At 70.8% G+C, this 19,875-nt stretch carries 17 protein-coding genes; 11 read left to right on the forward strand and 6 right to left on the reverse strand.

Annotated elements, in window-relative coordinates; translation table 11 throughout:
• Positions 1–36: 36 nt before the first annotated feature.
• The gene (locus AC529_RS04280) at positions 37–801 is read right to left on the reverse strand and encodes a crotonase/enoyl-CoA hydratase family protein (RefSeq protein ID WP_068753647.1); all 765 of its coding nucleotides are present in this window, start codon (positions 799–801) and stop codon (positions 37–39) included.
• Between the two features lie 11 nt (positions 802–812).
• Positions 813–1,586: an SDR family NAD(P)-dependent oxidoreductase gene (locus AC529_RS04285; RefSeq protein ID WP_068753649.1), complete on the reverse strand. Its 774-nt coding sequence runs from the start codon at positions 1,584–1,586 to the stop codon at positions 813–815.
• A 324-nt stretch (positions 1,587–1,910) separates the two neighbouring features.
• Here AC529_RS04285 and AC529_RS04290 point away from each other — a divergent pair, with 324 nt between their 5' ends.
• Both AC529_RS04290 and AC529_RS04295 read left to right on the forward strand, forming a co-directional pair.
• On the forward strand, positions 1,911–2,744 hold the full coding sequence (locus AC529_RS04290; protein WP_083947913.1) for a hypothetical protein: 834 nt from the start codon (positions 1,911–1,913) through the stop codon (positions 2,742–2,744).
• Positions 2,745–2,755: 11 nt separating this feature from the next.
• On the forward strand, positions 2,756–3,850 hold the full coding sequence (locus AC529_RS04295; RefSeq protein WP_068753651.1) for an ROK family glucokinase: 1,095 nt from the start codon (positions 2,756–2,758) through the stop codon (positions 3,848–3,850).
• On the opposite strand, the gene AC529_RS04300 is transcribed toward AC529_RS04295, so the two are convergent.
• Complete coding sequence (locus tag AC529_RS04300) at positions 3,821–5,164, reverse strand: KamA family radical SAM protein (RefSeq protein ID WP_068754513.1); 1,344 nt, start codon at positions 5,162–5,164, stop codon at positions 3,821–3,823. The two genes, AC529_RS04295 and AC529_RS04300, sit on opposite strands and share 30 nt — an antisense overlap.
• A gap of 402 nt (positions 5,165–5,566) precedes the next feature.
• On the opposite strand from AC529_RS04300, the gene plsX reads away from it, so the two are divergent.
• The 4 genes from plsX (at position 5,567) to AC529_RS04320 (ending at position 10,571) form a co-directional block, all read left to right on the forward strand.
• Positions 5,567–6,655: a phosphate acyltransferase PlsX gene (gene plsX / locus AC529_RS04305; protein WP_068753653.1), complete on the forward strand. Its 1,089-nt coding sequence runs from the start codon at positions 5,567–5,569 to the stop codon at positions 6,653–6,655.
• Positions 6,656–6,725: 70 nt separating this feature from the next.
• Complete coding sequence (locus AC529_RS04310; RefSeq protein WP_083947914.1) at positions 6,726–8,075, forward strand: hypothetical protein; 1,350 nt, start codon at positions 6,726–6,728, stop codon at positions 8,073–8,075.
• A 9-nt stretch (positions 8,076–8,084) separates the two neighbouring features.
• Complete coding sequence (gene argS / locus AC529_RS04315; protein ID WP_068753654.1) at positions 8,085–9,815, forward strand: arginine--tRNA ligase; 1,731 nt, start codon at positions 8,085–8,087, stop codon at positions 9,813–9,815.
• 156 nt (positions 9,816–9,971) lie between these two features.
• Positions 9,972–10,571, forward strand: a complete 600-nt coding sequence (locus tag AC529_RS04320) for a YceI family protein (RefSeq protein WP_068753656.1) — start codon at positions 9,972–9,974, stop codon at positions 10,569–10,571.
• A 79-nt stretch (positions 10,572–10,650) separates the two neighbouring features.
• Here the strand turns inward: AC529_RS04320 and AC529_RS04325 are convergent, their stop codons facing one another.
• Positions 10,651–10,881, reverse strand: a complete 231-nt coding sequence (locus tag AC529_RS04325; protein WP_068753658.1) for a hypothetical protein — start codon at positions 10,879–10,881, stop codon at positions 10,651–10,653.
• A gap of 370 nt (positions 10,882–11,251) precedes the next feature.
• On the opposite strand from AC529_RS04325, the gene AC529_RS04330 reads away from it, so the two are divergent.
• Positions 11,252–12,568, forward strand: coding sequence for an AAA family ATPase (locus AC529_RS04330; RefSeq protein WP_068753661.1), 1,317 nt, complete (start codon positions 11,252–11,254; stop codon positions 12,566–12,568).
• A gap of 64 nt (positions 12,569–12,632) precedes the next feature.
• On the forward strand, positions 12,633–13,151 hold the full coding sequence (locus AC529_RS04335) for an RloB family protein (RefSeq protein ID WP_068753664.1): 519 nt from the start codon (positions 12,633–12,635) through the stop codon (positions 13,149–13,151).
• Between the two features lie 626 nt (positions 13,152–13,777).
• Here the strand turns inward: AC529_RS04335 and AC529_RS19945 are convergent.
• Entirely contained in the window at positions 13,778–13,966 is a 189-nt protein-coding gene (locus AC529_RS19945; RefSeq protein WP_157080045.1) for a hypothetical protein, read from the reverse strand.
• Positions 13,967–14,061: 95 nt separating this feature from the next.
• Here AC529_RS19945 and AC529_RS20325 point away from each other — a divergent pair, with 95 nt between their 5' ends.
• Together AC529_RS20325 and AC529_RS04340 are read left to right on the forward strand one after the other, a co-directional pair.
• Positions 14,062–14,742 (forward strand): helix-turn-helix domain-containing protein, encoded by a 681-nt coding sequence (locus AC529_RS20325; protein ID WP_083947916.1) that lies wholly within the window; start codon positions 14,062–14,064, stop codon positions 14,740–14,742.
• Positions 14,739–15,296 (forward strand): flavoprotein, encoded by a 558-nt coding sequence (locus AC529_RS04340; protein ID WP_068753665.1) that lies wholly within the window; start codon positions 14,739–14,741, stop codon positions 15,294–15,296. The genes AC529_RS20325 and AC529_RS04340 overlap by 4 nt, the downstream gene beginning before the upstream one ends.
• A gap of 597 nt (positions 15,297–15,893) precedes the next feature.
• Here the strand turns inward: AC529_RS04340 and AC529_RS04345 are convergent.
• Entirely contained in the window at positions 15,894–17,918 is a 2,025-nt protein-coding gene (locus AC529_RS04345) for an N-6 DNA methylase (RefSeq protein ID WP_232306567.1), read from the reverse strand.
• A gap of 216 nt (positions 17,919–18,134) precedes the next feature.
• Between AC529_RS04345 and AC529_RS04350 the strand changes: the two genes are divergently transcribed.
• A complete protein-coding gene (locus tag AC529_RS04350) occupies positions 18,135–19,823 on the forward strand; it encodes a DUF6119 family protein (protein WP_068753673.1) in 1,689 nt (562 codons plus the stop codon).
• Positions 19,824–19,875: the final 52 nt, after the last annotated feature.

Here is a 19,875-nt window from a genome sequence, read left to right on the forward strand (position 1 = left end):
CTCCGCCCGCGGCACGGCCGACGTCTGCGGCAGGGGCTACTCGCCCCGCCAGACGGGCTTGCGCTTCTCCGCGAACGCCGCCGCGCCCTCGGCGGCGTCGTGGCTGGTGAAGACCGGGCCGGTGAGCTCGTCCTGGCGCCGCCACATCTCCTCGCCCGACCAGTCGTCGGACTCGACGATGACGCGCTTGGAGACGGCGACCGCCATCGGGGCGTTCTCCGCGATCCGCGCGGCGAGCTCGCGCGCCCCCTCCAGCGCCTGCCCGCTGGGCGTGATCCGGTTGACCAGCCCCAGTTGGGCGGCGCGCGGCGCATCGACGAAGTCGCCGGTCAGCGCGAACTCCATGGCGATGTTGCGGGGGATGCGCCGCTGTAGGCGGAGCAGTCCGCCCGCCGCGGCGACCAGGCCGCGCTTGACCTCGGGGATGCCGAAGCGGGCGTCCTCGGCGGCGACCACCAGGTCACAGGCGAGCACCGCCTCGAACCCTCCGGCCAGCGCGTAGCCCTCCACCGCCGCGATCAGCGGCTTCTTCGGCGGGCGCTGGGCGAAGCCGCCGAACCCGCGCCCCTCGATGATCGGGATCTCGCCCGCCAGGAACGCCTTCAGGTCCATGCCCGCGCAGAAGGTGCCGCCCGCGCCGGTGATGATCCCGACGGTGAGGTCCCGGCGGGAGTCGAGGTCGTCCAGGGCCGCGGCGATCTGCTCGGCCACGGCCCGGTTCACCGCGTTCCTGGCCTCGGGCCGGTTGATGGTGATGACGGCGATGCCGTCCGCCGTCTCGTAGCGAACCTCGTCGGCCATGTTCCGTCCCCCTACTTCGGCTGCATGCGCAGGCCGCCGTCGATGCGGACGACCTCGGCGTTGATGTAGCTGATCTCCAGCAGCGCGCGGACCAGCCGCGCGAACTCGGCCGGGGTGCCCAGCCGCTTGGGGAAGGGCACCGGCGCGGCGAGGCGCTGCTTGAACTCCTCGGCCTGCGGCCCGTGGCCGTAGATGGGCGTGTCGATGATGCCGGGGGCGACGGTGTTGACGCGCACCCCGATCGCGGCCAGGTCGCGGGCCGCGGGGACGGTCATGCCGATGACGCCGCCCTTGGACGAGGAGTAGGCGATCTGGCCGATCTGCCCCTCGATGCCCGCCAGGGACGCGGTGTTGACGATCGCGCCGCGCTCGCCGTCCTCGTTGACCGGTTCGGTCCTGGCCATCGCGGCGGCGGCCAGCCGTACCACGTTGAAGGTGCCGATCAGGTTGACCTCGATGACCCTGCGGTAGGAGGCCAGGTCGTGCGGGGTGCCGTCGCGTGCCACGGTGCGGGCCGCCCAGCCGATGCCCGCGCAGGAGACCGCGGCCCGCAGCGGCCTGCCGGTCTCCTCGGCGGCCCGCACCGCCGCCTGCACCTGTTCCTCGTCGGCGACGTCGGTGCGGACGAAGACGCCGCCGACCTCTGCCGCGAGCGCTTCTCCGCGTTCGGCGTTGAGGTCCGCGACCACCACGGTCGCTCCCGCCGACGCCAGTTCCCGAACGGTCGCTTCTCCCAGGCCGCTTGCGCCGCCGGACACCAGGGCGGCAACTCCGTTCAGCTCCATGGGCGCACTCTACAGAGACGCGACCCAAAAAACTAGAACGCCATTCGGTACTTTCCGGCAAAGCACTCGGGCGGCGCCCGGCCGCCCCGCCGGACGGCGTGATCCCGCCCTCTTTCCGGCCGCCCCGGAATCCCGCCGCCTCTCAGCAGGTTCTCAGGATGGCACGGGTGTTCCGGGACCGTCCGCCGAACGTACACTTGCCTACCTAGCCCGGAGCGGAAGCCGCCCCTCTCCGTCCGGCAGACCCGCAGGTGCCCTCGCGGGCCGATCTCTGCCGCCCTCCCCTGGTTGTCGACCGCGCCCTACCGGGCCGAGGAGGCATGCGTGAGCGACTGGTTCACCGTCCACATCGTGGCCACCGGACGACTGCCGCTGTTCAGCTTCTTCGTCGCCTTCGTGGCCGGTTTCCTGATGATCCGTTGCAGCGTCCGGATGATCCGCGCGCGGGTGCGCTGGTGGTTCGGCAACCTGACCCCCGGCGGCCTGCACATCCACCACGTCGTCTTCGGGGTAGCGTTCATGCTGGTCGGAGGGGTCGCCGGGCTGCTCATCGCGGACCGCGACGGACCGGCCCTGGCGGCCTCGGCGGCCCTGTTCGGGTTCGGCTCCGCCCTGGTGCTGGACGAGTTCGCGCTGATCCTGCACCTGCGCGACGTGTACTGGACCGAGCAGGGCCGCACCTCCGTGGACGCGGTGTTCGTGGCGATCGCCCTGAGCGGCCTGCTGCTGACCGGTCTGCGCCCGGTCGGCTGGAGCGAGTTCCGCAGCGCCGAACCGGGCGCCGCGCTCGCGCAGGCCGCGATGGCCGCGCTCGTCCTGGTCAACTTCGCGGGCGCGGCGGTCAGCCTGCTCAAGGGCAAGATCTGGAGCGGCATCGCGGGCGTCTTCATCCCCGTGGTCAGCATCGTCGCCGCGGTGCGGCTGGCGGTCCCCGGCTCCCCGTGGGCCCGGTGGCGCTACCCCGAGGGCTCGGCGAAGCTCGCCGCCGCGATCCGCCGCGACCAGCGGCTGCGCCGTCCGTTCATCCGCGCCAAGATCCGCTTCCAGGAGCTCATCGCCGGACGCCACGACCTCGTCCTGGAGGCCGCTCCCGTCCTCGACCGGGTCCTGCACCCCGCCCCGGAACGGCGGGACCAACCTGTCGGCCAAGTGGACTAGGGTCACTCTGCGTGGTCTTCACTCGCACGACGGGCCGCCGCAGGCGCGGACTCGTCATCGGCATCGACATCGGCGGAACCAAGGTGGCGGGCGGGGTGGTCGCCCCGAACGGCCGCGTCCTGGCACGGGTGCGCACCGAGACGCCCGACCGCAGCAAGAGCCCAGAGGTCGTCGAGGACACCATCGTCGGCGTGGTCGAGCAGTTGCGCCGCGGCCACCGCGTCCGGGCGGTGGGCGTCGGCGCTGCCGGATTCGTCGACGAGCGGCGCGCCAACGTGCTGTTCGCCCCGCACCTGTCCTGGCGGAACGAGCCGCTGCGCGAGGCGCTCCAGGACCGCCTCGGGCTGCCCGTGGTCGTGGAGAACGACGCCAACGCCGCGGCCTGGGCCGAGACCCGGCTGGGGGCGGGGCGGGGAGTGCGCGACGTCGTCGTGGTGAACCTGGGCACCGGCATCGGCGGCAGCATCGTCATCGACGGCGTGCTGCGCCGCGGCCGCTACGGCCTGGCCGGGGAGTTCGGGCACATGGTCGTGGTCCCCCGGGGGCGCCGCTGCGAGTGCGGCAACCGGGGCTGCTGGGAGCAGTACGCCAGCGGCAACGCGCTCACCCGCGAGGCCCGGGAGCTGGCCGCCGCGCAGTCGCCGATGGCCTCCCGGCTGCTGGAGGCGGCGGACGGCGACCCCGCCCGGATCACCGGCCCGCTGGTGACGGCGCTGGCCCGCGAGGGCGACCGTACCTGCGTCGAACTGCTGGAGGACATGGGTGCCTGGCTCGGCGCGGGGCTGGCGAACCTGGCCGCCGCCTTCGACCCGGAGCTGTTCGTCATCGGCGGCGGCGTCTGCGAGGCCGACGACCTGCTGCTCGGCCCGGCGCGCACGCACTTCCGGCGTGCGCTCACCGGCCGCGGCCACCGTCCCGAGGCGCGGATCGTGCGGGCGGCGCTGGGCAACGAGGCGGGCCTGATCGGCGCCGCCGACCTGGCCCGCCTCGTGCCGCCGTACCGCGGTTCCCGCTCTCCCGGGGAGGCGGTGCGGTCCCGGTTCTTCCTGCGCAGCCCGGGACCGCGTCCGCACCGGTCAGGGATGCGCGCCGGTGACCGGCTCTGAGGCGTCCCCGGCCGGCTCCGCCTCGTAGGGGAAGCGGGTGGCGCCCAGGGCCGGCTTCAGGTCGAACAGCCAGACCGCCTTCTCGTCGTACTTGGCGAAGAACGGCCGGTTGACCAGTTCGGGGTCGCGCGCCTGGATGAAGTGGAGCACGAAGACCTTCTCGCCGTTGATCTCGGTGACGCCGTCCACGCAGACCTTGCCGGGGGTGGCCGACATGGACGGTCCGCGCACGGTCCGCGCCAGTCCCGAGACGCTGTTGTAGGCGTTGCGGAAGATCTCGTAGGCCTCGGCCAGCGGTACCGCGAAGTAGTCCTGCGGTCCGGTGTCGCGTTCCACGAACATGTAGTAGGGGACCATTCCCTGCCGCACCTGGGTGCGCCACATGGTCGCCCAGATCTCCGGGTCGTCGTTGATGGTGCGGATCAGCGGGGCCTGGGTGCGGATCACGGCCCCGGTGCCGCGGATGCGCCGCACCGCCTCCTGCACCATGGCGGGCTCCAGCTCCCGGGGGTGGGAGAAGTGCGCCATGAACGCGAGGTTCTTGCCGGAGGCCACGACCTTCTCGAACAGGCGGAGCGTGTCGTCGGCGTCGGGGTCGGTGACGAACCGCTGCGGCCAGTAGGCCAGGGACTTGGTGCCGATGCGGATGGACTCCAGCGTCTCCAGCTCCAGCAGCGGTTCCACGTAGCGGCGCAGCACCGCCTCGCCCATGATCATCGGGTCCCCGCCGGTGAGCAGGACGCTGGTGACCTCGGGGTGCTGGCGCAGGTAGGCCACCAGACGGTCGATCTCGTCGCTGGCCATCTTCAGGTCGGGTTCGCCGATGAACTGCGCCCAGCGGAAGCAGTACGTGCAGTAGGAGTGGCAGGTCTGCCCCTGCTTGGGGAAGAACAGCACGGTCTCGTGGTACTTGTGCTGCACACCCGGCATGGGCTCCTCCCCCATCTTGGGGAGGTTGAGCTGCAACTGCCCGGCCGGGTGGGGGTTGAGCCTGGCCCGCACCTCGCTGGCGACCCGGTTGATCTCCTGGCGGGGGGCGTCCGCGCGGAGCAGGTCGACGATCCTCGCCACGTCCTCCGCGGGGAGCATGTCCGCCTGGGGGAAGGTGAGCCGGTAGATGGGATCGTCGGGAGCCGCGTCCCAGTCGATCAGCTCGTCGATGACGTAGGAGTTGACCCGGAACGGCAGCACGGTGGCCACCGCGCGGATGGCGAGCCGCTCGTCCTCCCCGAATCCCGCACGCGCGGTCAGCTCGTCGAGGTGTTTCGACGTGAAGGCACGGAACCGGCGGCCGGCGGACGCCTGGAGTGCCAAGTCGTGCGTCAAGCTCACGCGTCTCCTCTCGTGTCACATGTCACACAGGGTCAGCGGTTGACCAACCCAGAGTGACATTGCGGTCGCACTGTGTGCGCACACCGGACCCACTGACGACCTTGTCGGCACGGTCCGAGGGGGTGACAGGGCTGCGTCAGCCCCCGCGGCGGACACTGGGTCCGATTCCGGCAGGCTTCTTACCCTATTCATCCCCTTCTGTGGTGAGAATTCCGACCAAGGCAATAGTCAGGAAACACAGCGTTTTCTCAGGTTCCGGGAGAAACCACGGCGTTCCCGGAACGGCACACGGCCTCGCCGCAGCGTTCCCCGACGGCGCCGAATACCCTTGGCCTGGGGTGCCGGATTCGTCCGCCGCTGCGCCCCGCCCGCACAAGGAGCCCCATGAGCAGCGCAGTCACCGCCAAGCGGTCCTCCTCCGCCCAGCCGCCGCTGATCGCGGTGGACGCGATGGGCGGCGACCACGCGCCCCGCGAGATCGTCGCGGGCGCCGTCCGGGCGGTCCGCGAGCACGGCCTGCGCCTGGTCCTGGTGGGACGCACCAGCGAACTGGCCCCGCTGGTCGCCGCCGAGCGGGCCGCCCGGGAACTGCCCATCGTGCACGCCGAGGAGGCCCTGGCCATGCACGAGGGCGCGCTGGCGGCCTGGCGGCGGGCGCGGTCCAGCGTCGCGGTCGGCTGCAAACTGGTCCGGCAGGGCACCGCGGCGGCCCTGGTCTCGGCGGGCTCCACCGGCGGGGTGGTGTCGACGGCCACGGTCCGCCTGCGCACCCTCTCGGGCGTGCTGCGGCCCGCACTGGCCCTGGTCCTGCCCACCTCCCCCAGGCCGACGATCCTGCTGGACGCCGGAGCCAACGCCGACGCCAAACCGGAGATGCTGGTGCAGTTCGCCTACCTGGGCGCGGCCTACGCGCGCGTCGGGCACGGCGTCGCCGAACCGCGGGTCGGCATCCTCACCATCGGCTCCGAGCCCGGCAAGGGCAACCGGCTGGCCCGCCGGGCCGCCGAACTGCTCTCCGCGCACGCCGCGGAGGAGCCCCGACTGGACTTCCGCGGCAACATCGAGGGCCACGACCTGCTCGCCGGGCTGGTGGACGTGGTCGTCACCGACGGCTTCACCGGCAACGTGGCGCTGAAGTCGGTGGAGGGCGCGGTGAGCTTCGCCTTCGAGGAGCTCCGCGCGGCGCTCACCTCCAGCCCGCTGGCCCGCTTCGGCACCCTGTTCCAGCGCCGGGCGCTGCGCGGGCTGCGGGCCCGCTTCGACTCCGAGAGCTACGGCGGCGCGGTACTGCTCGGCCTGAACGGCACCGTGGTCATCGCGCACGGCGCCAGCCGCGCCCAGGGCGTCGCCCAGGCCTGCCTGCTCGCCCACAACCTGGTGGCCGGCCGCATCACCGACCAGGTCCGCCGCAGCGTCGCGGGGGTGAGCCGCAGCCCGTCCTGGCTGCACCGGCTCAACCCGTCCGAGGAGTGAGGACGCCCGTCCCGGATTCGTCCCCGCTTCCCGGTTCCCCTCGCCCCCCGCGAGACGGCATGCTGGGCGAGTGCCCGACGCACCTGTCCACCGCTCCCCCGCCCGCACCACCGCGGCGCTGCTGCTGACGCTGACCACCGTGCTGGTCACCGGAGCCGTGACGCTGGTGAGCGTACGCTCCCACACCCCCTCCCCCCTGGAGCGCACCGACGCCGAGGTGGTCGCCGACACGCTGCCGCGCCTCGCGTTCGTCCGCGAGGCGCTGGACGAGGGGGCGGGCCCCGACATGCAGGCGCTGTTCCCCGAGGGGTACTTCTTCACGCACGCGCTCTACGGGCTGACCTGGCTGGCGGTGGCCCAGCGCGACCCCGGGCTGCGCGACGAGGCGCTGGCGGAGGCCCGCTGGACCCTGGAGCGGCTGTACTCCCCCGAGGGCACGGCGCCCTTCCCCACCCTCGCCGTCCCCTCCCACGGGGTGTTCCACGCGGGCTGGAGCACCTGGCTGCGCGGGCAGATCGTGGCCGTGGCGGGCGGACCGGAGGAGGCCCCCGAGGAGATGGCCGCACTCGACTCCGCGGCCGAGGAGCTGGCCTCCGCGTTCGAGGCCTCCCTCGCCCGCGGCGTCCCCTACCTGGCCGCCTACCCCGGGCAGGCGTGGCCGGTGGACAGCGTCGTGGCCATGGCGGCACTGCGGCTCCGCGACCACCTGGCCGGAGAGGACCGCTACGCGCCGCTGTTCCGGGTGTGGATGACCCAGGTGCGCGCCCGCCTGGACCCGGCGACCGGGCTCATCCCCCACCGGGTGGACCCCGTGACCGGCCAGATGCTCCAGGGCGCGCGGGCGACCTCCCAGACGCTGCTGCTGCGCTTCCTGTTCGAGCTCGACCCCGAGTGGGCCGCGGCCGACTACACGGTCTTCCGGCAACTGTTCGCCTCCGACGTCGCGATGCTGCCCGGCGTGCGCGAGTTCCCCCGGGGCGACGACTCCCCCGGCGACGTCGACTCCGGCCCCCTGGTCTTCGGCCTGTCCGCGTCGGCGAGCACGGTCGCCATCGCCGACGCGGTGCTCGCCGGGGACACCGCCACGGCCGCCGCGCTCACCGGCTTCGCCGAGGCCACCGGCACCGCCGTGGAGTGGGGCGGCAAACGCCGCTACCTCGGCGGACTGCTGCCCGTGGGGGACGCCTTCCTGATGTGGGCGCTGGCCACGACCCCGGCCGTGCCGGTGCAGGTACCCGCAGTGCCCGCCGACACCGTCTCCCCGTGGTGGCGGCTGCCCTGGTACGTCCTGGTGCTGCTGCCCACCGCGGCCCTGCTGTGGGCCACGGTCCGGGCCTGGCGGCCGCCCCGGCGCCCGCGCCCGCCCGAGGAGGGCGGCCCCCCGGCTCCGCCCAGCGGAGCAGTGCCGACCAGTCACTAAGCTGTGGGCATGGCCGATCCGCAAGAAGTTCTCGCACGACGGGTGCAGTCCGCGCTCGGCGCCGCCTTCGGCTCCGAGTACGCCGACGCCGACCCGGTCATCCGCCCCTCGCAGTTCGCCGACTTCCAGGCCAACGTCGCGCTGGCACTGGCCAAGCAGTTGCGACGCTCCCCGCGCGACGCCGCCGCCGCGATCGTGGAGCACCTGGACGTCTCCGACGTCTGCCGCGAGGTCGAGATCAGCGGACCCGGCTTCATCAACCTGACGCTGCGCGACGAGTGGATCGCCGACCGGGTCCAGGACCTGCTCTCCGACGAGCGGCTGGGCACCCCGGTCCAGGAGCGCCAGAACATCCCCATCGACTACTCCGCGCCGAACGTGGCCAAGGAGATGCACGTCGGGCACCTGCGCACCACCGTCGTGGGCGACGCGCTGGCCCGCACCCTGGAGTTCCTCGGCCACCACGTCATCCGGCAGAACCACATCGGCGACTGGGGCACCCCCTTCGGCATGCTCATCGAGCACCTGCTGGAGGTCGGGGAGGACTCCGCCGACGCCGCGCTGCTCAAGTCCGACCCCAACGCCTTCTACCAGGCGGCCCGGGCCAAGTTCGACGGCGACGAGGACTTCGCCACGCGGGCGCGGCGCCGGGTGGTGGCGTTGCAGAGCGGCGACGCCGAGACGCTGCGGCTGTGGCACGACCTGATCGAGCTGTCCAAGATCTACTTCAACCGGATCTACGACCGGCTCGACGTCACCCTCACCGACGACGACCTCGCCGGGGAGAGCACCTACAACGACATGCTCGGCCCGATCTGCGACGAGCTGTCCGAGAAAGGGCTCGCGGTGGTCAGCGACGGCGCGCTGTGCGTGTTCCTCGACGGTTTCACCGGCCGCGAGGGCAAGCCGGTGCCGCTGATCATCCGCAAGAGCGACGGCGGGTACGGCTACGCCACCACCGACCTGGCCACCATCAAGTACCGGGTGGAGCAGCTCAAGGCCGACCGCATCGTCTACGTCATCGGCGCCCCGCAGTCCCTGCACCTGCGCATGGTGTACGAGACCGCGCGCCAGGCCGGCTGGCTGGGCGACGCCGAGCCGATCCACGTGCAGATCGGCAACGTGCTCGGCTCCGACGGCAAGATCCTGCGCACCCGCAGCGGCGCGCCGATCCGGCTGATGGCGCTGCTGGACGAGGCCGTGGAGCGCGCCTCCGCGGTGGTCGCCGAGACCCGCCCCGAACTGGACGAGCAGACGCGCGCCGCGATCGCCCGCGACGTCGGCATCGGCGCGGTCAAGTACGCCGACCTGTCGATCGCGCACGACACCGAGTACGTGTTCGACTTCGACCGCATGCTGGCGCTCAACGGCAACACCGGCCCCTACCTCCAGTACGCGGTCGCGCGCATCCGGTCGATCTTCCGCAGGGGCGGGCTCGACCCGGCGCAGGCCACCGGCCCGGTCCTGGTCACCGAGCCCGCCGAGCGCGCCCTGGCGCTCCGGCTGCTCGGCTTCGGCCCCACGGTCGTCCAGGTCGGCGACACCCTGGAGCCGCACCGGCTGTGCGCCTACCTGTTCGACCTGGCCCAGGCGTTCACCGCCTTCTACGAGGCGTGCCCGGTGCTCAAGGCCGAGCGGGACGACGTGCGCGCCTCCCGGCTGGCGCTGACCGCCGCCACCCTGTCCACCCTGGTCAAGGGCCTGGACCTGCTGGGCGTGCGGGCCCCCGAACAGATGTAGCCGACTCCGTCCGCGTGCGGGCCGCTCCGGAGGACGGGGCGGCCCGCACGCGTTGCCTGCGTTCCGCTCGCCCCGGTCCGGCGGTTCACGCAATTGCATGCATACTCGCTACCGGACGTTCGTCCTCTGTTCACCTCGTCACCAGAAAGCAGACCCATGACCGTACAGGCGGAGAACACGCAACAGGTGGGTCCCCAGCCGGGAACGTGGTACCTGGACCCGTTGCACTCCAATCTGATCTTCGTCGCCCACTACCTGCGCTTCGGCCGGGTCCAGGGCACCCTCAACCGGGCACGCGGAACGGTGCTGGTCGCCGAGAACCCGCTCGACTCCAAGGTGGAGGTGACGGTGGAGACCGGCAGCCTCAACACCGGGGTGCGGGCGCGGGACGCGCACCTGTGCTCGCCCGAGTTCCTGGACGCGGAGCGCTACCCGGAGACGCGGTTCGTCAGCACCGAGCTGGAGGAGCACCACGACCGCAGGGCCCACGCCTTCATCATGCGCGGCGACCTGACCCTGCACGGCGTGACGCGGCAGATCTCCCTGGACTGCCAGTGGGTGGGCGAGGCCCCGCACTACCTGGGGGTCGAGCACGGACACGGCCACTTCTTCACCGGCAGCGGGGTGGTGCGCCTGTCCGACTTCGGCATCAGCGACGGCGGCGAACTGCCCTGGGGCGGCCGCCTGATCGGCGACGAGGTCGACATCGTGCTGGAGCTGCGGCTCCAGGACCGCGAACCCGAAGAACTGGCGTAGCCCCCACACTCGCCGCCACCGCGATGATCTTGACGGTACCGCGGCCGCAGACACGGACCCGCCCTCCTCACTGTCAAGATCATCGCTGTTGCCCCAGCGCGTCCCGCACCCGCACCCACTCGGCGACGATCCGTCTGCTGAGGCTGTCGTCCAGGCCGAACGCCCTGACCGCCCTGTCGGCCTGGACCCACAGCCACCGCTCGGCCTGCCCGTGGTCGCGCGCCCGGCCAGCCCAGCCCGACCACCCCACCAGTTGCAGCCGCTCGCCTGGGGAGGCCGCGCTGTCGACCCAGCCGGTCCAGGACCGCAACGGCCTGCGTATAGTACTCGTCCGCCCCAAGCCGCTCCCGAATCTGTTCTCGATTCGGGACAGTGCGCGGGGGCGGAGCTGTCGGCTGTCGGGAGCGCGACTCTGCCAGAGCCTCCAGGATGCCCGCAACGCGCAACCACCAAGCGGGATTTCCTGCACCAAAAGAGCGCTCGGTGCCCTGGTCAGGCGAGCCGGGATCCGGGATGTCGACTGTGATCTGTAGGGTGTCGATGCAGTTCAGAAGTTAAGAACCTCAATCTGAGAAAACGCGAAAAGAACAAAACCATCCGGTCACCGCAACTATGCTGAGTTCCGAATCCTCACGATCGGACGCCAACGGCGGGAGCGGGTTGGGAGGGAGATGCGGCACATGCTGCTGAGTTTCCGGGCCGCCAACCACCGGTCCCTGAAGGAGGAGCAGCAACTCCTGCTGGTTCCCGTACAGGACGCGTCCGAAGCCCCCAGCCTGGCGGAGCCCGAGTCGCTGCGGGTGGCGGGAATCTTCGGAGCGAACGCCTCCGGCAAGAGCAACGTCCTGAACGCACTGGGTTTCATGCAACGCATGGTGCGCGCATCAATGGCCAACCATGAGCCGGAGGCCGGGATCGACCGGGACCCCTTCGCACTGGATTCGCAGAGCCTGGTAGAACCGTCCAGCTACGTCGTGGACCTGTGGACCAACGATCTGCACTACACCTACGGCTTCGCTATCGACGACGTGCGGGTGGTCGAGGAGTGGCTGTACTGCTACCCCTTCAACGAGAAGCAGGTGATCTTCGAACGCGACGAGGAGGGCTACCACTTCGGGCCGGATCTCCCCGAGTCGGTCACTCAGGTCAAAGAGATCACCGAAGACAACATCCTCTTCCTGACCGTGGCGGCCCGCTCCAAGCAGCGCATCGTCCGACCGGTGTACGACTGGTTCGCGCAGCATCTCAGTTTCTGGTCCGCGGCTCTCCGCTCAGTGCCGGAGCCGTGGTTCTCCAGGCCGCTCCACCGGTTCGCGGTGAATGAGCGGTCGCTCCCTCAGTTGGAAGAACTGCTCCGCGCAGCCGATACCGGGATCGAACGCCTGGAACTCAAGCGGTACTCCCCGACCGAATCCGAGATCGCCGAGGTGGAGGAACGGTACGCCGACGCGCCGGAGAGCCTCCGGCGTCACCGCATCCGCAGCCTCGACCGGGTGGAACTGCTCTTCCACCACCGCTCGGAAGATGGCAGTGTGCGCCCCCTCAGCATCCGACAGCAGTCACAGGGCACACGCACACTCCTCGATCTGGGACAAGAGGTCATCTCCGTGTTGCGGACGGGCTCTCTGATGATCGTCGATGAACTGGACGCCAGCCTGCACCCTCTGCTGTCCGCCAAGATCATTGAACTTTTCAAGGACCCGAGAACCAATCCCCGGCGTGCGCAACTCCTGTTCTCCAGCCATGACGCCGCACTGCTGGGCTGGCTTCGCGGCAGCAGCGTGCTCGACCGCGAAGAAATCTGGTTCACCGAAAAAGACAAAGAGAACGGAGCGACCCGTCTCCTCTCCTTGGTCGAGTACAAGGAGGATGAGAACGGCGACGAGAATCCGATGCTGTGGTACCTGACCGGTCGTTACGGCGCCGTTCCCGAGATTGTCGACAGCGAGTTCGACGCTGCGGTGCGCAGCGTTGGGGAGGGCAGCGCTCGTGGCTAGAAGGCCCGGGTTACGGGAGACCACGTTCGACCGCCGCCAAGGAAGCCGCGCGACGAAACGGAAGGTGCTCGTCGTCTGTGAGGGAGAGACCGAGTTCTCCTACTTCGAAGGACTGACCGAAAGCGATCTACCCGACGTCGATGTGGTGCTGCGCCCGGAGAAATCACGGAAAGGACCGCAGAAGGACCGCGTGATCGCCCATGCGCGGGAAGCACGGAGCAAGGCCGCCTACTCTGCCGTGTGGGCGGTCTTCGACGCCGACGGGGAGAACGTGCGCGGCCTGTGTGAGGAGGCGGAAACCGCAGAGATCAACACCGCGGTCTCCAATCCGACCTTCGAGGTCTGGCTGATCCTCCATCTGCGTGACCGGGTCAAGGCACGTACCGCCGCTGAATTGCAGAGAGAGCTCAAAAAACTACTGCCGCAGTGGAGCAAGGGGGCGGGGACCAAGTTCCACCACTTCGCCAAAGGTCTCCCTGACGCCTGCAAACGAGCCCGGCAGTACCCCGACTACCAGCTCCCCTCCACCCAGGTGTGGCGTCTGATGGCCGATATTTGCCAGTCGCCCCAAAGCACCTCCTGACCACCGGCTCCCTCTGGTGTGCCAGTGTCTTCGGGAATCTCACGGGCATTCCGCAGGCTCACCAGAACGCCTCCACAGCTTCTGCTCCGGGACCGGCGGACGGTGCCGTCCGGCCCGGAGCGTGGACAGGACAGGTCACAGGAGGAAGGTGGCGGCGAGGGCGGCGAGCCGTGCAGCGCTGTGCTGGCCAGGAACGCCACGGCGGCCAGCGCGGCGAGCATGTGCGAGTCGCCGCGGGGGCGGCGGTGGGCTGGTCGAGGGCGGCCAGCAGGTGCGGGGTGGCGTAGACCCAACGGCCGCCGACAGCGGCAGCGGCCATGCCCCCAGTGCCGTCACGGCGGTCGGGCATGGCCCTGGGAGCATGGTCGTCGGCGGCCTGCGGGCAGGCCCGCAGCACCCCGGCGACGAACCGGCGGGCGGCGGCCACGCTGTCGGGCGTACCAGGAAAGGACGTGAGCGAGAGCGTCACCGGCCCACCCCCACCGCGCGCCCCGGCAGGGCGCGTACTCGGGGAGCCGGGCGGGATGGGGGTGTGGGGCGGGCAGTGGCCTTACAGGTCCCCAGTCCCAGCCAGTCCAGCCGCACCCGCAACGCGTTGAGACACCCCGCCTGTCGGGTCGAGGCCGTCATGCGGCCGTCTCCTTGACCGAGGCGACCACGATCCGGCCCATGTCCCCCAGTCCCAGCAGTCCTGACGTCGGGACTCCACCCGCAGCCCGGCCATGGTCGTCCGGTCGAACCCCCGACATGGCCGCGCCCACCGCCAGCCACGCCCTCTGCCAGGCCGTGCATGTCGTGTTCGTGTCGCCGTTCATGCTCCCAGGTTTTCGCGGGCAGAATCTGAAACCTATCCCCAGCAGTTATCCCAGGTGGGGATAATGGCGGTCCCACCACAGTGAGAAGGGCTGCGATGGCTGGACGGTCACCAGAGCCGATCGTCATTCCCGCTTGGGCGTGGAAACGTGAAGAAACGCGCCGAATTCTACAAGAACGCGACATTTCCGGCCTGCTCAGGTTCGCCCAGCGTTACAGCGGTGCCAGCCAGACCAGGCTTGCCGCGGCCACCGGAATAGCTCAGGGCCGCATCAGCGAGATCCTCAACGGCCGCAAGCGCGTCACCTCTTTCGACGTAGTCGAGCGCATCGCCGACGGCCTGGGCATGCCCGACCAGGCACGCATGCTGTTCGGACTGGCACCCCTCAACCTGGCCATCCCCACCGGGGATGGTGCGCCGGCCGCGGCCCCCACGGCCCGGCTCTCCCCGCCTAGCGTGGAGGAGAAGGAGGACCGAGTGAAACGACGCCAGTTCATCAGCCTTGCCGGGACAGGCATCGCCGCCACTGCCGGAGCTCTGGACAGCGCAGACCGCATCGCCGCCGCCCTCACCCGCTACACCGCCCCCACCACCGCCCACACCCCCCGACATCACCGTCGAGGCACTGACCAGGGCCGTACGCGCAGCCAAGACCGGCTACCAGGCATGCCGCTACAGCGCGGTGGCCCAGCAACTTCCCACCCTGCTGGACCGGCTCGCCGCCACCTGCGCGCCAACATGACCGAACTCGTCGAACGCGCCGGAATCGCCGCATGACCGAACAGACCAGAAGCCTCTACGTCGTGGTGTGCGCCGCCGGCCCCGCTCGCGATGTCGGAATCCTGGTCGGCATGGCCCAGGAGGAAGGCTGGACCGTCCAGGTCATCGCCACCCCGGCCGCGGTCGGCTTCATCGACGTCAAAGCCCTGGAACAGCAGACCGGCCGCCCAGTGCGCCACACCCACCGCAAACCCGGCCAACCCCGCTCCCCGAAGGCCGACGCCATCGTCGTCGCCCCGGCCACCTTCAACACCATCAACAAACTCGCCAACGGAATCGCCGACAACTACGCCCTCGACGTGGTGAACGAAGCCATCGGACTCGGGGTCCCCATCGTCGTCTTACCGTTCGTCAACTCGGCTTACGGAAAACGCGCGCCTTTCAGGAAGAATATTGACCTGCTTCGGAGAGAAGGGGTCTCTGTTGTTTTTGGAGAGTCGAGATTGCATGATCCCGGGGAAGGGGAAGCCAGTGGGAGGAAGTTTCCCTGGCGGCTTGCAATTGACTCGGTGTCTTCGGCAGACGGTTCTGAAAACGGTTCTGGTAATTAAGGGCGACAGGATCAGGGCTGCTGCTCGTGCAGGGTGAGACGGTCGTCTTGACGATCTCCGGTAGGAGATGTTGGAACGGATGAAGCAGGGGCGCCCCGAACCCGTGGTGTCGCTGCTCCCGTGTCAACACGGCTGCTGACGGCAACCGTGGACAGGGCTGGACAGCCCCAGAAGCATTGCCCTCTCGGGAAAGCCTCCGCCTGCCCAGATCTGAGGCCGATTCGGCTGGGGGGTCAGTAGGTTCTCACCGGTTCGGCCGTCAGGGGTGTGCTCGTCTGCGGGCATGGCTCTGGCCGCCCGGTCGTCGAAACGGTGAGGAGCAACCGGTAAACGTCCCGAAGGCACCCGGCGCAAGTCCGGCCACAGCCAAGCCGACCAACTGCGTCGAGGTCACCGAGACGGCCGCCGTCCCGGCGCACCCCGGCCGCGGTCACCTCGGGCTGCCGGTGACCGCGGCCGGGGTGCGTGTCGGCGGCGTTCAGCCGCCACCGCTGGCCCTGCCAGCCGGGACGTCCACGGCTCGGACGTGCGGCTTTCCCGCCCGGGCGCGTGCCCGCCGCCCGTGGGCTGCCCGCCGCCGTCCGGCCGTGGGCGTGCTCAGTCCTTCTTCTCCTCCTCCGGCTCGCCGGGGCGCAGCGTGCCCGTGGCCAGGCCCTCGATGAGCAGCCGCCACAGGCGGTCGCCGACCTCGGTGGTGCGGCGCAGGGTGCGGCGGAACTCGGTCAGGCGGCGGAACGCCTCGCCGTAGGCGTGCTGGTCCTCCAGCGGCAGGCGGGGCACCTCGACCCGGCGCAGCTCGGTGATGCGGGTGACGCCGGGGCGGCTCGTGGAGACGGCCGCCGCGCAGGCGCCCGCGCCGGTGAGGAACCCGGCGAGGAACCACGGGTCCACCACCTTGGGGTCTGGGCGCAGCAGGTAGGCGCTGCCGTGCAGGGCGGCCTGCTCGTCGGTGACCACGCGCGCCACGGGTCTTCGCGAGACCCGGGGCAGGACGACGTCGCCCGGCCGGAGCCGGACCGTGTTCTCGTCCAGGCGCACCCGGCCCGACGGGGCGGTGTCGCGTTCGATGTCCTCCCCGGTGAGGGCGGGCAGGGACGGCTCGCCGTCGGCGGGTTCCTCGCCGGAGCGGCGGTAGAGGATCTCCAGGCCGCCGATCCGGCTCAGCTCCCCCAGGGTGGTCATCGCCAGGTGCAGCGTGCCGGCGGCGGGCCGCAGCCCGGGCAGCGAGGTGACCAGGTCCTCGGAGAGCCGCACCAGGTCGTCGCGGGTCTCGTCGAGCTGGCCCGCGTCGGCTCCGGGCCGCTGCACGTGGCGTCCCGGGGAGACGTCCACCGCCTCGTCGAGCAGGTCGGCCAGCGGCACCACCCGGAAGCGGCCGGGCTCCTCCGCGACCGCCCCGGGGTCCTCGGCGAACGCCCGGTAGACGGCGGCGATGCGCTCGGCCATGGCGGGCCACGACCGGGCGGGGTCGCCGCCGGAGCCCTCGACGCGGCTGTCGGAGGCGTCGAACAGCAGCACCCCGTCGGCCGGGGCGGTGCCGTCCTCCGGGTTGTGCAGCACCCACAGCGTCAGCGGCACCCCCATCGGCGGGGCGAGCCCGGCGGGCAGGGCGATCACGGCGCGCAGTGCTCCGCGCCGGATCAGTTCGCGGCGCACCCGGCGTCCGCTGCCGCGGGAGGCCACGGTGGGGGGCAGCACCACGGCCACGGTGCCGCCCGGCCGCGTGTGCGCCAGGGCGTGCTGCACCCAGGCGAGCTCGGGCTCCTTGCGGGCCGGTGTCCCGTACCGCCACCGCGGGTCGAGGCTGAGCTCCTCGAACCCCCAGTCGGCCTGGTTGAACGGGGGGTGCGCGATCACCGCGTCGGCGGCGAGGCCGTCGAAGCGGTCGGCGCGCAGCGAGTCTCCGCAGCGGATGTCGGGGCGCGCCCCGGCCAGCAGCAGCCGGACCCGGGCGAGGCGGGCGGGCGCGGGGTGGAGCTCCTGGCCGTGGACCGCGATGTCGGGCACCTGGCTGGCCGCCGCGTGCAGCAGGGTGCCGCTGCCGCAGGACGGGTCGAACACGGTGCCGCCGGGCGGGACCGCGAGGTTGGCGATCAGCGCGCCGATCTCCGGGGTGTCGGCGAAGAAGTGGCGGGCCACGGAGGTCAGGTAGCGCTGGTGGAGGCGTTCGAAGGACTCTTCCGCCGCGTCGCCCGTCTGTGCGACCGCCTCGGTGAGGATGCGCCGCAGCCCGGCGGGGTCGGGCACCTCGGGCGGGGCGGCGCCCACGTCGAGGCAGGACAGCAGCCGGTCGCGCAGCTCGCCGTCGGAGAGCTGCGCGAGGTCGACGCCCTGGCGGCGCAGCACGAGGGCGGCGCCCAGCAGCGCGACGGCGTCGGCCCCGTCCATGTGCTCCCGCAGCGGGTCGAGCAGATTCCACACCGCCTCGGTGGCGGATTCCGGGCTCTCCCCGGCGGGGAGCTTGTTGGTCTTGCGCAGCCACTCCCTGACCTCGGCGAGGTCGAAGAGCGGACTGCTCTCTGTGCCTCCCACGGGGGCGGGGAAGTCCGGGTAGCGCCGCCGCCAGTTGCTGACGGCGGCCCGCCCCACTCCGGCCAGACGGGCGATTCCGACCGAATTCACGGTGGTTCCCGTGGGGAGTTGTGGCATCGCGGCTCCTGCGTTCGTGCGGCTTGCTGGTGGAACCCTACCGCGCAGTTCGTACACGAGTCACGAGAACAACCCCTACTTTATCCATTGACTGTGCACACACCATAAACCGACTTGTACTTTGACACGTGATGACTACAATCAAGCACTCGAAGACTGTTCACAGGGATGATGTTCACAAGGAGTGCCATGTCCTCCCCGACGGACCTCTCCTCGACCCCGAAGCCGACGACCCGCACGGTCACGCTGTACCGGCTCGCCAACGTCGACCCCACCGAAGAAGGCATGCGCGGCGTCTTCGACGCCGACCAGCTCGCCCAGCAGAACCTCGAACTCCAGACCACCCGGATCGACGACTGTCCCGCCGTGGTCGTCTCGGGAGTCAGCCGGAAGGGTCCCCCCGCCTGGCTCCAGCAGGCGCGCCGGTCGACCGGTCTCGAACTGGAACTGACCCGCGTGACCCCGGCGGTCGCCGTCCTCATCGAGGTGGACGGGGCCGTCTACGCCTTCAGCTACGGGATGGGGCACTGGCTGATCCCCTACGACCGCCGCGACCCCGACTTCGGCCGCCGCTTCGCCACGCGTGCCCTCGACCCTCACGCAGTGCAGGAGATTCACACCCGCTTCCTCGCCTCCGAGGGACGCTACGCGAGCACCGGCATCATCAAGGGCTCCTCCCTGCGCACCTACGCCCTCCGCCACGAGCGGGAACTCGTCAACCGCATCAGGGCGAAGTGCGGCGTCTCGGACCTGACCGCGACGCGCAACGGCACCAAGCCCAAGTCCGTCGCCTGCGGCGAGGGGATCACCGTCCCCCTGGGCGTGGAACCGGCCGACCTGGTCAACGACATCCGCTTCATCGCCGCGGTCATCGAGGAGGGGAGCATCCACGACGAACTCGCGGCTCTGGAGGACCAGAAGGAGGTGAAGTCCCCGCAGCTCCGCGCCCGGCTGTGGCGGCTGCTCCAGGACAGCGCCAGGGACGATCCGGAGGCCGTGTCCCTGGAGATCGCACCGCCCAGCGAGCTGCTTCCGTCGCTCGGGGACGCAAGGTCCTTCTCCCTACGCTTCGGGCCGAAAACTCTGGTCACCGACCAGGAGGCCCTGTTCGACCTGTTCGTGGAGCGGATCCGGAAGCTGCCGGAGCAGGCGGAGTTGGAGGAGCGGCTGAGCCGGGGCGAGATCCGCCTCTACGAGGACGAAGACGGCCGATGTGACGCCGAGCACTTCCGCAACCTGCACTCCTGGGTCGAGGCGACCGTCCACGACGGGCCGAGGATGTACGCCCTCCGCAACGGGCGCTGGTACGAGTACGGGGCGCGCCTCCTCGACGAGGTGCGCCGCACCGTCAGCGAACTGCTGGAGAAGGGCTCCTCCGTCAAGCTGCCTCCGTGGCCCCTCAACGAGGAGGGCAAACCCGTCTCCGAAGAGCACTACAACGAGAAAACCGTCCCCGACTACGACCGCCGCTTCCTCTGTTTGAACACGAAGACGGCTGTCACCCCGGTCCACGACGGCAAGGGCATCGAACTGTGCGACCTGCTCGGACCCAACGATGAAATCGTCCACATCAAACAGGCGTCGGCTGCGTCGAAGCTGAGCCACCTGTTCATCCAGGTCCGCGCCGCCGTCGAGAGCCTCCGGAGCGAGCCGGAGGCGCGTGAGTGGTTCCGCGAGCGCGTCGCCGAGCTCGCCCCCGGCCGCAGGCCGCCCCAGATGCCGCCCAGGACCGTCGTCTTCGGCATCCGCCTGTCGGCGCACTCCGAGGTCACCTTCGACACCCTCTACCCGCTCGCCCGGGTGGAGCTCTACCGCACCGCCCTGGCCCTCAGACGGTTCGACGTCGACGTGCAGGTGGTCGGCATCCGCCACGCCTGAGCCGCCCCCACACGCGCTCCCCGCACAGCGCGCGCCAAGCCAACCGTCCGCG

The sequence above is a fragment of the Thermobifida cellulosilytica TB100 genome, from assembly GCF_001517975.1.
GTDB lineage: Bacteria > Actinomycetota > Actinomycetes > Streptosporangiales > Streptosporangiaceae > Thermobifida > Thermobifida cellulosilytica.